This window comes from Sedimentitalea nanhaiensis DSM 24252, assembly GCF_000473225.1.
In the GTDB taxonomy this organism is placed as follows: domain Bacteria; phylum Pseudomonadota; class Alphaproteobacteria; order Rhodobacterales; family Rhodobacteraceae; genus Sedimentitalea; species Sedimentitalea nanhaiensis.
On the sequence record NZ_KI421509.1, the window covers coordinates 4,267,817 to 4,281,241 of the forward strand.

The following is a 13,425-nucleotide window of genomic DNA, read 5'->3' on the forward strand; positions in this document are numbered from 1 at the left end:
AGTGAGTGGGATGGGACCTAAGAGGCGGCGGCCATATTCAGGCCGCCGTCGCGCGTCTTAGCCCAGCGTTCAAGATAGGCGAGCGTGTAGTCAAGGTCGACCACATCGACATAGCGCCGCCCAATGTCACGCAGATTGTCGTGGTGAGGCTGCTCCTCAATATCGCCAACGCAGTCTTCGGGTACCAGCGTGCGATACCGGTGACTGAAGGAATCAATGGACGTCGCCCGAATACATCCGCTGGTGTTGCAGCCGGTCACGATCACTGTATCGACGCGCTCTTTTGCAAAATAGTCAGACACGGGCGTGTTGAAGAATATCGATGGTCCCTTTTTGCAAACCACCAGATCATACTCTGGATCATGAATGCGCGGGTCTAGTGCAGCGCTTGGATGGTCGTGACGGAACGTCTCGCGTACTGCGGTGATCTTCCAATAGGGCATCTCGCGTTCGTTCATGTATGCTGTGTTGCAGCTTGCTACCGGCACGCCGTAGGCCCGCGCGACCTTCAACAACTTTTCGGTATTCGCCAATGCCCGCATGACCAAGGGAGCACCGCCCAGCGGATACTTCTCTTCGGTAAATCCTTTCTGAAAGTCCACGACCACGATCCCCGGCTTGGCACCCGTGCCCACCGGGATCTCGCCATAGCTACGGTTCTGATAGTCGTCTCGAGTAGTCATCCCGTCATTCCTTACCAATAAGATGAGCCTACGATAATTTTTCACAACAAACAGTCAAGACTGTTTTTATTTGCACTGCAGTGATACGAATGGGACTGATGCTGTAACCGCCCTCCGACGGCCTCAATGGGTCGTGTCGCAAACTTTCGGAGTTCCGTTGCGTCTGGTTCCAGACCGGTCCAATTGGCGCGACTTCAGAAGCCTGTGGCAGGAGTGAAGAGCCGATCGGTTTCGAAGGCAGGCAGTACCCGAATCCGTAATCCTATACGCCGTGTACTTCTGCGTCCGCTTTGCAGTTTCTTATCGCGATCCCGAAGAGATCATGGCCGGGCGTGGCGTCGATTTGGATCGTGCAACGCTCGATCGTTGGGTCGAGAAATTCGCGGGCGCGATTGCCGAAGAGGCCCGCCGCCGGAAAGCCCCCACCGGCCGATCCTGGCGAACGGATGAGACCTATGTCAAAGGCAAGCGGACCTATTTGTTCCGGGCAATCGACAAACAGGGAAACACCCTTGATTTCATGCTGTCCGAGCGCAGCCATCGGTAAAAACGGCTGGCCAGACAAAGTTGTTATCGACAAGAGCGGATCGAAGACGGTGGGTCCGTTCGATATGAACGGCCTGCTCGTGATGTACGGTTGGCGTTGGTCGATCGCCGTCAGGCGCACGAAATATCTCAACCGCGGCACGGCAGGGTAACCCTGTTTGCCCGAGAGTGAACATCGTTGAACGGGATCGCCGGTTCATCGAGAAACTTACCGGGCCGATCCAGACCTTCAAATCGCTGAATTCAGCTTCGGCTACTCTTGCCGGGATCGAAGTCGCGCATATGATCCGGAAAGGTCAGTTTGACCAGTCTGGCTTCGCGCCGTTCGCAGCACTCGCTGGATAGGTGTGTCCGCTAGTCGAGCGACCTTCGCCGCAACGGAAACTTTGCGACACTACCGTCCTGCAAGAGTTAAACTTGCGCCAGTACTCTCCAACCTGAACCTAACCGACGGCAGTCATTACGCAGCCTATTAGGCTCTTACCATTTCACCATACCTGCGTCCACGTTGACGGTCTGTCCGGTCATCCAAGCGGCATCATTCGAGACGAGAAAGGACGCAACTTTCGCGACGTATTCAGGCTGCCCCTTACCAGGCATTGCCTGTAGCATTTCCACGAATTCAAACGCCTCGTTATGCGGGCTGGCCTTGACCCCGTCCGATTCGATCAGGCCTGGCGTCAGCGCGTTGATGCGGATGCCCTCCTTACCCAATTCGGTTGCCAGCGCCCGGGTCAGCCCGATCACGCCACCCTTGGCGGCAACATATGCGGCCATGTTGGGCGTACCGGCGAAAAAGGTATTTGATGCGATGTTCAACACGACGCCCTTGCGGTCCGCTACGCGCATCATGTCGGTCGCCTTACGGCAGGTCAGGAACACGCTCGTCAGGTTCGTACCAATGATCTTGTTCCAATGCTCCAGATCGACATCATCCCATGCCACGAACGGAACAATGCTGGCGTTGTTTACCAGGATATCCACTGCGCCGTCCCGCGCCGCCTGCACCAGCATCGCGTTTACGGCGGCAGGGTCCGACACGTCGCAGGCAACCCCTCGGGCCCCGTGTCCAATGTCGGCAGCAGCGGCCATCGCTCCGTCTTCGTTGATATCCGCGATGAACACAGTCGCGCCATCTTCCGTCAGCCGCTTTGCGATGGCCTTGCCAATGCCCTGTGCCGCGCCTGTCACCACCGCGTGCTGCCCGTTCAGTTTTCCACTCATGTCAAAATTTCCTTGTTGTTGTGATGTCAGGCGGCGTCGATACGGATCTGAACCGCCGCCATTCCGGCGGCCAAGTCTATATCTACACCTTGCGCCTTTAGCGCGCCGCCAAGTGCGGCCACTGCAATCAACGCATAGATCGGCTGTGCGGTTGGCCCCATGTGGCCGATACGAATGAGTCGACCAAGCGTTTCCGCCCGCCCCGCCGAAAGCGAAACGCCATAGCGTGCGCGCGCTTCGGCCATGACCGGCGCGGCATCGACACCCTCTGGCATCCGAACCGCAGTCGTTGTCGGCGACGCGATTTCCTCGCGCACAGCCCATAGCGACAGGCCCATGGCCTGAATACCCGCGCGACAGGCCGCCGCCGTCAGCGCGTGCCGCGCCCATACCCGGTCTGCGCCCTCGTCCATGTACCTATCCAGCGCCGCGTTCAGCCCGTTGATTTCGGCAACCGACGGGGTGAACGGAAAAGCCTCTGTTTCCTTCCACGCATGACGCCAATCCTTGAGGCTGAGCATCGAGGCAAACGGCGCGTGCGGATTGGCTTCGATCTTGGCCCAGGCCGCATCCGACACCGCCACCAGCGACAGCGACGGCGGGCACCCCAGGCATTTGTTCGGCCCGGTCACATAAACCCCTGCCTTACACGCTGCCGGAGACGTCGGCATGCCACCGAACGAGGAAACCGCATCGACAATCAACAATGCTCCGGCCTCGGCCACGATGGCACCGATGGCATCGATATCGTTGATAGTGCCGGATGGGGTGTCGTGATGACAGACACAGACTACGGCAATCTCGGGGTGTTCGGTCAGGTATCGGCGCACCGTTTCGGGGTCGATACAGTCGTCATAGGCGACTTCGATCTCTTCGACCCGTTTGGCATAGCGTGCGGCCCAATATCCAAACCCTTTGCCATAGACGCCCGAGGCCAGATTCAGCACCACGTCGTCCTTGGCAATCAAGGACGCCGCCGCGGCTTCGAGCCCAAGAACCGGTTCGCCCTGCAGGATCATCGGTGGGGTATCCACGCCCATGACGGATTGAGCCTTGCGCGAAACCTCCTGGTAAAATGCCTGAAACGCCGGGTCGTAGTCATATAACACAGTCGTTCCAAGCGCACGCAGCACCTCGGGATAGGCATCCACCGGACCAGCGGTCAGCGTGAACACCGGCGGCATCGTTTCGGCGTATCGCAAGGAGTCAGCCATAGTAGTTCACTCCGGTCCGGTAGTCCTTGAAGCTTTCGGCATCGTGCGAAAACATCAATTCCGCGCCGGTCTCATCGGCGATGCCGCGCAAGCGCTGCATTGATTGCACGCCGGCGATCGGATCAATGTGGAACCCGGCCTGTACTCCCAATTCGAGGCTTTTCTTGGTATAGGCCGCGTCAATGGTGAATAGGATCGGCGCACGGTTGGGCAGGTCCACCAACAGGCTGTAGTTGCCGATGGCATGGCCGGGCGTGAAAATCAGCTTCACCCCCTTGGCCAGCTCCACGTCGCCTTCGACCACGTCAAAGCGGCTGTTGGCGTCGGTCTGACCGGCCGTCAATTGGTCGGCCATGCCCCGTGCGGCAGCCGCCTCTGCCGAAAAGGACATATCCGAATATCCCAGAACCTCGAAGGGCTGCGGATTGGCCGCCTGTTCGATCTCGGCCTTGTGGCAGATCTTCTTGGCATCCGGGAAAAACTTGTTTCCGCCCACGTGGTCGAAATGGAAATGCGAATTGAACACCACGTCGATGTCCTTGGGCTCTAACCCCAATAGCTTCAGCGCACCGGGAATGGTTTGCTGCTGGGTCTGTTGCGGCTTCTCAAAGGGCAGAACCTTTTGTACGTGGTCAAAATCATAGCCGGTATCGATCAGGAACCGCCCCTCGGCATGTTCAATCAGGATCGAATAGACTGGGAACCGGACCTCTCCGCCCGGGCCCTTGTTCCACCAGATGTGAAACCCATCCAGAACCAGTGATCCGCCGTCCAGCAGGAAAACCTTTGTATCTGTCATATTGCGACTCCTTCCTATCGTTTTCGGTCCCGATCAGCGGGCCCCTCTTTCGTATGAAATTCCCAATGCTGCTGGCAGCCGCGCCTTACGACCGAACACCATTAGAACAAGCATTACGGCGGCAAAGGGCAACATCTGGATGACATCGGTCGGGATGTTGGACCCCGCAACTTGCAAGGCCGTTGTCAGCGACAGCGCCGCACCAAAGATCAAAGCACCGATCAGAACCCATAGCGGACGTCCCCGCGCAAGCATCGCCAGCACGATGCCGATAAACCCGGCCCCGCCGGTCATGAACGGAATGAACAGACCCGCGCCCACATTCGCCAGGTAGGCACCACCCAGTCCGGCCATCGCGCCGGTGAACAAGACCGAAAAGACCCGCACGCCCTCTACATTGCCCCCAGCCACATCGAGCGCAGCCGGGCTTTCACCCGCTGCGCGAAGGGTCATGCCCAGATTGGTCCGTCGATAAAGATAGGCCAGCACAACCACCGACAGCAGCGCGATATAGACGATCGGGTGGCGTGAAAAAATCGACGGTCCGATGACAGGAATGTCGCTGAGCAGGGGTAAATCCGCCCGCACGGGCGCGGGCAGCCGCGGATAGGTCCGCGAGAACTGGAAATGATGCAGCAACGCCGTCAACCCTTCGACACCCAACGTCAACCCAATGCCGATGACAATCTGGTTCAGACCTAGCCTGACACACAGCACCGCCATCAATACCGCGACCAGCATCCCGCCGACGATGCCGCCCAGAAACCCGAGCCAGATCGAGTCAAACTGAAAGGCGACAAAGAATCCCAGATAGGCCCCCATCAGCATCATGCCTTCGATGCCGATGTTCAGCACCCCGGCTTTTTCCGACATCTGCTCGCCCAGCCCGGCCAGCAGCATCGGAATTGCAGCGACGATGGCACCGGTCAGCAACGACGACAGAAAGGCTTCGGTCAACAACGCTTCCAACTTATTGCTCCTTCTGCCGCATGCGGTGATCGATGTATTCGCCAAGACCCAGGCAGATCAGCAAGCTGGCCACCAGAACCAGGGTAAAGTCCTGCGGCACGCCCAACCGGCGCGCGGCGCTCTCGCTGCCGATCAGCATCGCTGAGTAAAAGAACACCAGGATTATTGCGGCGATGCCGTGAAACCGTGCGAGGAACACCAGCGGGATCACCATCAGACCATAGGCCGGGTTCCAGTCGGCGCGCACATTGCCCGCGACGCCGAGAATCTCGCTGGCACCGGCCAGCCCGGCAAACCCAGCCGACAAGGCAAAAACCGCCATCGTAAGCAAGGGCACCGAAAGACCCGCATGTGCCGCCGCGTGAGGATTGGCGCCCACCATCCGCAGTCGCAGACCAAAGGCCGTGCGCGTCATCATAAGATGCACCGCAATGACCGCGATCAACCCCCAGATCAACCCGCTGGAAATCGAGGTATCAAACAGGCGGGGCAGACGATCTGCCACCGGCAGCGTCCGTGTCTGTGGCACTGTTGTCGCCGGATCAAGGAAAACCAGCTTGACCAGAACACTGGCGAATAGAACCCCCAGAAATGACATCATCAAGGTCGTGATGATCTCGTTCACGCCATGATAGGCGCGCAGCAGCGCCGGCAGGATCGACCAGAGCGCTCCGACCAGCGCGGCCAGAACGAAACCAACCAACAAGACCAGCCAACCGGGCAGAACCCCGACCAATAATGGCGCCGTTGCCGCCGCAATCACCGCGCCTAGCAGGAATTGTCCATCGGTTCCGAGGTTCCAGATCCCGGCGCGGAAGGCGATAATCAAGCTGGCGCAGAGGAACAGCAGCGGCGCCATGCGGGTGGCTGTCTGCTCCAGCCCCAACCCCGAGAACAGCCCGCGTTGCAAGATGTAAGAGTAATATTTCAGCGGATCTACCCCGACCAGCATCAGGATCACCGCCGACAACACAAACGCTGCCAAAATCGGACCCAGCGTCAGCATCGCCACCCGCAACGCTGGTCTGCGGCGCATGACAGCGACCTGAACGCTTGCGGTTTCTGATGTTTCGATATCGTCCGCCATGCTCATGCCGTTGCCTTTTGTTCCAGCTCTTCGCCTGCCATCAGTCGTCCAATGCGCAACCGCAGAGCCTCTCCGCCACCGTCATTGTCGAGTGTTCCACGGATGCGACCGCCTTCCATCACTATGATGCGATCGGCCAATGCCATCAGTTCATCCAGATCGGTCGAGATCAGGATCACGCCCTTGCCCGCAGCCGCAATCTCGCCGATGCGCTGGCGCGAGGCTTCGATGTTCTGCAGGTCCAACCCGTAGGTTGGCTTGTTGAAAACGACGACGCGGGCATTGCCCAGCAGTTCACGTCCCAATAGGATCTTTTGGATGTTGCCGCCTGACAAACGGCCAATCGGGGTGGTTTCATTCGGCGTACGCACTTGGAAATGCTGGATCAGATCGCGGGCATGCTGCGCAATCTGTGCCGGGCGCTCGATGCCTCGAAGCCAGAATGGAGGCTCGCCAACGTCCTTGAGCACGGTGTTGTCGGAAATCGGGAAGGCCCCGATCGATCCTTCGCCAAGACGGTCGTCGGTCAGGTATCGTAACCCCATCCGGCGGCGCTCGGCGACGTTGGCCGAGGTCACGGTGTTATTTTGCAGTTGCACCCGCCCTCGGGCGACCGGTCGTTGCCCCGCCAGTGCCTCGGCCAATTGTTTCTGTCCATTGCCGTCAATCCCGGCGATGCCGAGGATTTCACCGGCCCGGACTTGCAAAGAAATGGCGTGCAACCCCATCACATCCGCGCCCCCCTCGGTTTCCAGACCGACGACGTCGAGCAACACCTCGTCCGTGCAACTGGTTTGCCGACGCTCGGCATCGCCTCCGCCGCTGTCGCGACCGAACATCAATTGCACGATCTCGTCGATTGCCTGATCTTCGGACAGGGTGGCCAACCGTTCCGGCCCCAGCTGCCCGGCAAGCCGCCCTTGTTTCAGCACCGAAATCCGGTCTCCAAACCGATAGGCTTCGCTCAGCTTGTGGGTGATAAAGATGACTGCCAGCCCGCTTTGCACCAGCTTGCGCATCCGCGCGCCCAGTTCTTCGGCCCCCTGCGGGGTCAGCATGGATGTGGCTTCGTCCAGGATTACGACCCGGCTGTCGCGCAGCAGGGCGCGGGCGATTTCAATTTGCTGTTGCTGTCCCAACGACAACTCGCCCGTTATCGCATCCAAAGGCAGAGAAAGTGCGAAGTCGCGCTGCAATGCGCCCATGCGCTGCTCAATTGTGGCACGGTTCGGCCGTTTGTACCAAGGTGCCCCCAGGATCAAGTTTTCAAACACGGTCAGGGTGGGAACCAGCATCGAGTGCTGAAACACCGTGCTGATCCCTGCGTCGAGGCTGGCAACAGGACTGGCCAGACGCGCCCGATTGCCTGCAAGGGCCAAAAACCCGTCATCCGGTTCCTGCAACCCCGCCAGCATCCCCACCAACGTAGATTTGCCAGCGCCGTTCTCGCCCAAGAGCACGTGCACTTCACCGGCATGGATCGTCAGCGACACATTATCCACGGCAATCACGCCGGGAAAATGCTTGGTCACATTGTTCAGACCGATGACGCCTGCCCCCGGATCCGGGGGCAGGTCCATCTCTTGCGTGGCAAGGCCGCTCATCGGGTCGGTCACTCTGACACTGTCACGAGGTCTCGGACTGCCTGTGCATCAAAGATCGGCTCGATGCTCAAATCGCCTGCAACGATCTGGTCGCGCATCGCCATCACTTCGCCCCACGCGACTTCGTCGACCTGCGGGGTCTTGAGCAGCTTGACGCTGTCATCTGCGAGGCTGATCGCATAACTGCGGGTGCCGAACTTGTCCGCTTTCAGGTCCTCGATCATGGCGGTGTAGACCGGGGTCATGTCCCAAACCACCGAGGTCAGGAAATGGCCCTTGTCCAGCGATGACTTGTCGCCGATCACATCGATGAACAACACGTCCGAACCATCGGTCGCCTTGTTGGATTCGACCGCCTGAATCATGCCAAAGCTCGACCCGTTGCCTTGCCCAAAGATGATGTCGGCACCGGCTGCGATCACACTGGTGGTCACACGATTGCCGCCCGCTGCATCAGAATAGGCCGCCGGCCCGATTACCGAATAGAGGATCTTTACATCCGAATTTTCGGCCTGCACACCCTGTGCAAAGCCCGCGGATTGCGAGTTCCACGATGGCGGCTCGCCCGACACCACGATCCCAACGGTACCCGTGGTCGTCATCTTGGCGGCCAATCGACCAGCCAGCCAGGCACCCTCGTGACCGGACAATGTATAATCCGCAACCAGACCGGCCTTCAGCGCTTCCGGGCTGTCGACGATGGCAACGGGAACGCCGGTTTCGTCAGCGATTTCCGGACCAGCCGTGTTGTAACCGCTGGCGTGTGCCAGCATCAGGTCGGCGCCCTCGGCGGCCAGTTCACGCATAGGCGCGCGCACATCGCCATAGCCCAGCCCTTCGGCCACGATGATTTCGACCCCGGTCGCCTCAGCGGCCGCACGGGCCGCATCGACGCCTTGCTGGTTCCAGCCAAAATCGCTGCCCTGTTCCGGAGTCAGCACGGCTATGGTATCGACATCGGCGGCCATCGACGCCGTGGCGCTGAAAACCGCGCCGAGTGCCGAAGTAAGTAAGAGGTTACGCATGATTGAAGTCTCCCTTGTTGGATTGATTGCCGCCGCCCGGAGCATCACCTGATGCGCGGAAGACGTTTCTTTCTGGCCCTGTTGACAGGGCTGACTCCGTTCGGCGCGATTGCCGAGAGCGGGCCTTATGTGCCCTATTCGGGCATTATTCACGGCACAGTGGGTACGACCCCCATCGCCGTCACGATCCGGAACGCCACCGGATCACCCATCACCTGCCAGGCCGCACTGGCGCATTGGTACTCCTCGGATCTGGGGCGGTTGCCACCGGGAAGCACATTGCCTGTCGTCCTGCATCACGACCCGGAGAACGGTGAAATCAGCCTTCTCAACGATACCGCCGACCGAATGCCCGTCGAAGCCCTGTGGTGCGGCTTGCCCGATTCTCCGGAAATCGCGCGCACCCGCCTGACCCTGCCCATTCGCCGTGGCCCTGCCCCGGCTGCGCTGACGTTTGTCTGTGCAATCGAGGCGAGCGGAGCGATGGCCTGTGGTCAAGAGAGCTAAGCCGCGCATCACTTTCCTCGGCGCGCCTGCAGGATAGCGGAAATGCGATCATGGACATCGACCACATCCGCCTGATCCACGATCAGGGAGCTGCCCAGCTCGACGAAACCCTGCATCATCTCTGCCTGCTGATCGTCGGGCAACCTGTTGATCTTGCCACCGGCTTCGGTCCATGCCGCATTGGCACGCTCGACGTTCTGCACACCCCATGGAAAGACCGTCTGTTCGGCGGCCCGGCCTGCTGCGATGATCGCTTCCCGAACCTCTTCGGTTTGTTCGGCGAACCAAAATTCGTTGACCAGCGTCACCGAGATCAGCTGTGAAAGATTCAGGTCAGTGACGTTTTCCGCCGCATCATAGAACTTGAACGCGGTGAGGATCGGCATGCCAGCCAGCATTCCGTCGATCCCGCCTGATTGCAGCTGCGGCATGACTTCGGACAGCGCCAGCGGCGTGGGGTTTGCACCCAGCATCTTCATAGGTTCCATTTGCAGTGGCGAGGCAAAAGTCCGCACCTTGAGCCCCTGAAAGGCGTCCAGATCGGCGACCGGTTCTCGGCTGAGCAGAAGCGTGGGCGAGTTGTAAATCGCCCCGATCACCCGCAGCCCCTTGTTCAAAAACAAGGTTTCCAGATAGTCGCGAAATTCGGGGTCGTGGATGACGGCGGCAACTTCGTCCGCGTCCATGAACAGGCCGGGCAGATCAAACGCCTGAAACCGGCCATCGACATTGGTCATGAAAGAGGTTGGCGTTGTGAATGCCTCGATGGTGCCCAGCAGCACGCCTTCGGACATGCGTGGGATCGCGCCCAACTGGCTGGCCGGATAGATCTCGACCGTCACCGCATCGCCGACCCGCGCGGCCATTTCCTTGGCGAATTCCTTCTGCCATTCGTGCTGTACGTCGTTGATCGTTGCACTGGCCAGTTTCATCGTGCTCTGCGCTGCCGCAGCTCCGCCCAGCATCATCGCCACAGCCGCAAGCGCACCGGCAAACCAACCGCGTCGCGTGATCGAGTTCAGTGTCATCGTTCCGTACTCCCTGTCCTGTTGTTCTTTGTTCATTTCATTCCCTGCAGCATCCACAGAGACAGCGCCGGTATGGTGGTGATCAGCACCAGCGCCGATATCTGCACCGCCATGAACGGCAGCACCCCGCGATAGATTTCGCCCGCGCGCACACCCAAGACGGATTGCGCAACAAAGATGTTGAGCCCGAATGGGGGTGTGAACATGCCGATGGCCAGGTTCACCGTCATGACGACTCCGAAATGGATCGGATTGATACCCAGTGACACCGCAATTGGAACCAACAGCGGCGCAAGCACCAGAATGGCCGAGGTCGGGTCCAGAAAGCAGCCGATTGCCAGCAGCAGCAGGTTCACCGTCAACAGAAAGCCAAGTGGCCCCAGCCCCGCGTCTGCGGTCGCCGCGATCAGCGCCTGTGGAATGCCCTCGACCGTCAGAACCCAGCTGATCACACCCGCAGCGGCAACCACGATCATGATCTTGGCGGTCAGCATGGCCGACCGCGTCGCGGCCCCAAGAAGGTCGGAGAACGTGATGCTGCGATAGACGATCAGCCCAAGGAACGCCGCATAGGCGCAGGCAAAGCCACCTGCCTCGGTCGGAGAAAAGAACCCGGCATAGATACCGGCCAGAACCACTACCGGCATGGTCAGTGCCCAGACCGCCTGACGGAAAGCCAGCCATGCGACCTGGGCGCGGAAGGCCTGTTCGCGCGGCAGACGGGACAGCAGTGCCGAAATCGAGATATAGCCTGCCATCATCAGCGCCATAAGCATGCCGGGAATGATGCCCGCGATGAATAGCTTGGGAATGGATTGCTCGGCAGAGGCACCATAGAGGATCATGGCGATGGACGGAGGGATCACGATGTCGATCGCCCCGCTTGAGGTGATCAGACCAGCGGCACGACGCTGACCATAGCCGTTTGCAATCAACTGCGGATACATGTTGCGCCCAACAGCCGCGACAGCCGCCGCACTGGACCCGCAGATCGTTCCGATCAGGGTAGAGCCGCCTAGGGCCGCAATGCCCAACGATCCCGGCAGACGTCCGAACAGAGCCCTCACCAAACCGATCAACCGATCCGCGATACCACTGACCGCCATCAGCTCGCCCGCAAAGACAAAGAACGGCAGCGCCAGTAACGCATAGGCGTCCAGCCCGCCGAAAATGGTTTGCTGCAACGCGATCAAGGGTGGCCCCGGGAACAGCAGCAGCACCAAAGCCGCGCCGCTCAGCAACGCCACGAAAATCGGCGCACCCAAAGCCGTCAGGAACGCAATGCTGAGACCCAGAACCCAACTCATGTGCGCGTCTCTCGCTTGCCGGTCAATTTGGATAGATCCGAGGCCAGCAGTACGGCCGTCACCGCCGCAATCCCCGCAAACCCGACAAAGATCGCCGCATGGGGAAGGGTCATCGGGATGCCCAGACCCATGCTGGTCTGTCCGATCATCGCGATACGTTCGATAAATGAGGCGCTATGCCACGCGACGAACCCGGCAACAATCAGCGTCACGAGGTCAATGACCAGCTGTAATGCAGTGGCGGCGGTTCCGCTCAGACCCGAAGGCAACAGGTCGATAGACAGATGATCGCGATCCCGCGCAGCCAGAATGGCGCCCAGCATCACGATCCAGATCATGCCATAGACCAGCAGTTCATCCGCCCCGACCAAGGATATCGTCCCGCTATAACGGCCCACCGCGTTGAGCACGTTGATGACCACCATCGCAATCAGCCCGACACCAAGGCACAGCCGGATGACCCGGACCACCACCGCTTCAATGCGAACCAAGGTTGCGATGAGAGTCCCAGTGGTCATTTTTCACCTTCCAGAACACGGCGCAGCGCAACCAGCGTCTTGCCACGCGCAGCAGGCAGGTCGCGCAATTCGTCCGCCGTATAGGGGAACAGGCCCTGACCGGATTTCATTCCCAGATGCCCCTGAGCCGTTTTATCGGCAACCAGGGGCGACACATCCTGCCGATCGCAGAGTTCCTGGTTCAGAAAGCTCGCCACCGAATTGTAGATATCCAATCCAGCCATATCCAACAGACGCATTGGCCCAATCGCCGCCAGCTTGAACCCGATGCCCCAGTTGACACAGGTATCCAGATCTTCTGCCTCGATGACGCCGCTTTCGACCAGATCGACACATTCACGCAGCAGCGCATAGAGCACGCGGTTTTCCACGAAGCCCGGCACGTCGCGTTTCAGCACCACCGGCAGCAACCCAAGGTCGCGGATCAGGTCGCGGATTGCCCCAACGGTGTCCGGAGCGGTCTGTTCGCCCCCGATCACCTCGATCATCGGTACGATATGAGGCGGATTGGACCAATGCATGCCGACGAACCGCGCAGGGTTCGTAAGATGGGCCTGCAGTTTCGAGATCGGAATCCCCGAGGTGTCGGACGCGATGATCGTATCGGGTCCGACCAGCGGCTCCAGATCCACGTAGAGTTCGGCCTTGATCTCGACGTTCTCAGGCAGGTTCTCGATCACCAGTCCGGCGCCTTGCACCGCTTCGGCCAACGAGCTCGCCATTTGAACTGGGCTGCCCTCGTCCGCAATGCCCAACGCATCAAGCGCAGCCCCAATCATCGGCATAAGTCCCATGGCGCGTTCTTGCGCCGCGTTCGAGATGTCGTAGCCTTTTACGACATGTCCCCCACGCGCCAGCCGGGCCGCCATACCCGGTCCCATGGACCCCATCCCGATGATTGCGATTTTCATAAC

The 13,425-nt window shown here is 59.8% G+C and carries 13 protein-coding genes and 1 pseudogene; 2 read left to right on the top strand and 12 right to left on the bottom strand.

The features are described 5' to 3' along the window. Positions 1-17: 17 nt before the first annotated feature. Positions 18-683, bottom strand: a complete 666-nt coding sequence (locus tag NANH_RS0123055) for an isochorismatase family protein (RefSeq protein WP_027264155.1) — start codon at positions 681-683, stop codon at positions 18-20. Between the two features lie 259 nt (positions 684-942). Here NANH_RS0123055 and NANH_RS27050 point away from each other — a divergent pair. Then, positions 943-1,574, top strand: a pseudogene (locus NANH_RS27050) (IS6 family transposase). 135 nt (positions 1,575-1,709) lie between these two features. On the opposite strand, the gene pldH reads toward NANH_RS27050, so the two are convergent. Genes pldH through NANH_RS0123100 form a run of 7 tightly spaced genes read right to left on the bottom strand, consistent with a single transcriptional unit; the run spans position 1,710 to position 9,151 of the window. After that, positions 1,710-2,453, bottom strand: a complete 744-nt coding sequence (gene pldH, locus NANH_RS0123070) for a pyridoxal 4-dehydrogenase, SDR-type (RefSeq protein ID WP_027264157.1) — start codon at positions 2,451-2,453, stop codon at positions 1,710-1,712. Between the two features lie 26 nt (positions 2,454-2,479). Continuing rightward, entirely contained in the window at positions 2,480-3,667 is a 1,188-nt protein-coding gene (gene ppaT / locus NANH_RS0123075) for a pyridoxamine--pyruvate transaminase (RefSeq protein WP_211237108.1), read from the bottom strand. Beyond that, entirely contained in the window at positions 3,660-4,466 is an 807-nt protein-coding gene (gene pldA / locus NANH_RS0123080) for a 4-pyridoxolactonase (protein ID WP_027264159.1), read from the bottom strand. Before pldA ends, ppaT begins: the two co-directional genes overlap by 8 nt. A gap of 33 nt (positions 4,467-4,499) precedes the next feature. Continuing rightward, positions 4,500-5,435 (bottom strand): putative B6 ABC transporter permease subunit 1, encoded by a 936-nt coding sequence (locus NANH_RS0123085; protein ID WP_027264160.1) that lies wholly within the window; start codon positions 5,433-5,435, stop codon positions 4,500-4,502. 1 nt (position 5,436) lies between these two features. Then, positions 5,437-6,528 carry a putative B6 ABC transporter permease subunit 2 gene (locus NANH_RS27055; protein WP_081710527.1) on the bottom strand — a complete coding sequence of 364 codons (1,092 nt, stop codon included), beginning with the start codon at positions 6,526-6,528 and terminating at the stop codon, positions 5,437-5,439. Then, the gene (locus NANH_RS0123095; protein ID WP_027264161.1) at positions 6,525-8,126 is read right to left on the bottom strand and encodes a putative B6 ABC transporter ATP-binding protein; all 1,602 of its coding nucleotides are present in this window, start codon (positions 8,124-8,126) and stop codon (positions 6,525-6,527) included. The genes NANH_RS27055 and NANH_RS0123095 overlap by 4 nt, the downstream gene beginning before the upstream one ends. 8 nt (positions 8,127-8,134) lie before the next feature. Next, the gene (locus NANH_RS0123100) at positions 8,135-9,151 is read right to left on the bottom strand and encodes a putative B6 ABC transporter substrate-binding protein (RefSeq protein ID WP_051372574.1); all 1,017 of its coding nucleotides are present in this window, start codon (positions 9,149-9,151) and stop codon (positions 8,135-8,137) included. Positions 9,152-9,202: 51 nt separating this feature from the next. Here NANH_RS0123100 and NANH_RS27620 point away from each other — a divergent pair, with 51 nt between their 5' ends. Then, positions 9,203-9,658 (top strand): hypothetical protein, encoded by a 456-nt coding sequence (locus tag NANH_RS27620; RefSeq protein ID WP_051372575.1) that lies wholly within the window; start codon positions 9,203-9,205, stop codon positions 9,656-9,658. Positions 9,659-9,666: 8 nt separating this feature from the next. Here NANH_RS27620 and NANH_RS0123110 read toward each other — a convergent pair whose 3' ends face one another. Genes NANH_RS0123110 through fhmpcd1 form a run of 4 tightly spaced genes read right to left on the bottom strand, consistent with a single transcriptional unit; the run spans position 9,667 to position 13,422 of the window. After that, positions 9,667-10,722: a TRAP transporter substrate-binding protein gene (locus NANH_RS0123110; RefSeq protein WP_211237109.1), complete on the bottom strand. Its 1,056-nt coding sequence runs from the start codon at positions 10,720-10,722 to the stop codon at positions 9,667-9,669. After that, positions 10,719-11,993, bottom strand: a complete 1,275-nt coding sequence (locus tag NANH_RS0123115; RefSeq protein ID WP_027264164.1) for a TRAP transporter large permease — start codon at positions 11,991-11,993, stop codon at positions 10,719-10,721. Before NANH_RS0123115 ends, NANH_RS0123110 begins: the two co-directional genes overlap by 4 nt. Continuing rightward, positions 11,990-12,511 carry a TRAP transporter small permease gene (locus NANH_RS27065; protein WP_051372576.1) on the bottom strand — a complete coding sequence of 174 codons (522 nt, stop codon included), beginning with the start codon at positions 12,509-12,511 and terminating at the stop codon, positions 11,990-11,992. The genes NANH_RS0123115 and NANH_RS27065 overlap by 4 nt, the downstream gene beginning before the upstream one ends. Then, a complete protein-coding gene (gene fhmpcd1 / locus NANH_RS0123125) occupies positions 12,508-13,422 on the bottom strand; it encodes a 5-formyl-3-hydroxy-2-methylpyridine 4-carboxylate 5-dehydrogenase (protein WP_027264165.1) in 915 nt (304 codons plus the stop codon). Before fhmpcd1 ends, NANH_RS27065 begins: the two co-directional genes overlap by 4 nt. Between the last annotated feature and the right edge of the window lie 3 nt (positions 13,423-13,425).

Excerpts from the sequence above, each read along its gene's own strand:
- NANH_RS0123055 (WP_027264155.1), bottom strand. The coding sequence starts at position 683 with ATGACTACTCGAGACGACTATCAGAACCGTAGCTATGGCGAGATCCCG.
- pldH (WP_027264157.1), bottom strand. The coding sequence starts at position 2,453 with ATGAGTGGAAAACTGAACGGGCAGCACGCGGTGGTGACAGGCGCGGCA.
- ppaT (WP_211237108.1), bottom strand. The coding sequence starts at position 3,667 with ATGGCTGACTCCTTGCGATACGCCGAAACGATGCCGCCGGTGTTCACG.
- pldA (WP_027264159.1), bottom strand. The coding sequence starts at position 4,466 with ATGACAGATACAAAGGTTTTCCTGCTGGACGGCGGATCACTGGTTCTG.
- NANH_RS27055 (WP_081710527.1), bottom strand. The coding sequence starts at position 6,528 with ATGAGCATGGCGGACGATATCGAAACATCAGAAACCGCAAGCGTTCAG.
- NANH_RS0123095 (WP_027264161.1), bottom strand. The coding sequence starts at position 8,126 with ATGAGCGGCCTTGCCACGCAAGAGATGGACCTGCCCCCGGATCCGGGG.
- NANH_RS0123100 (WP_051372574.1), bottom strand. The coding sequence starts at position 9,151 with ATGCGTAACCTCTTACTTACTTCGGCACTCGGCGCGGTTTTCAGCGCC.
- NANH_RS27620 (WP_051372575.1), top strand. The coding sequence starts at position 9,203 with ATGCGCGGAAGACGTTTCTTTCTGGCCCTGTTGACAGGGCTGACTCCG.
- NANH_RS0123110 (WP_211237109.1), bottom strand. The coding sequence starts at position 10,722 with ATGAACAAAGAACAACAGGACAGGGAGTACGGAACGATGACACTGAAC.
- NANH_RS0123115 (WP_027264164.1), bottom strand. The coding sequence starts at position 11,993 with ATGAGTTGGGTTCTGGGTCTCAGCATTGCGTTCCTGACGGCTTTGGGT.
- NANH_RS27065 (WP_051372576.1), bottom strand. The coding sequence starts at position 12,511 with ATGACCACTGGGACTCTCATCGCAACCTTGGTTCGCATTGAAGCGGTG.
- fhmpcd1 (WP_027264165.1), bottom strand. The coding sequence starts at position 13,422 with ATGAAAATCGCAATCATCGGGATGGGGTCCATGGGACCGGGTATGGCG.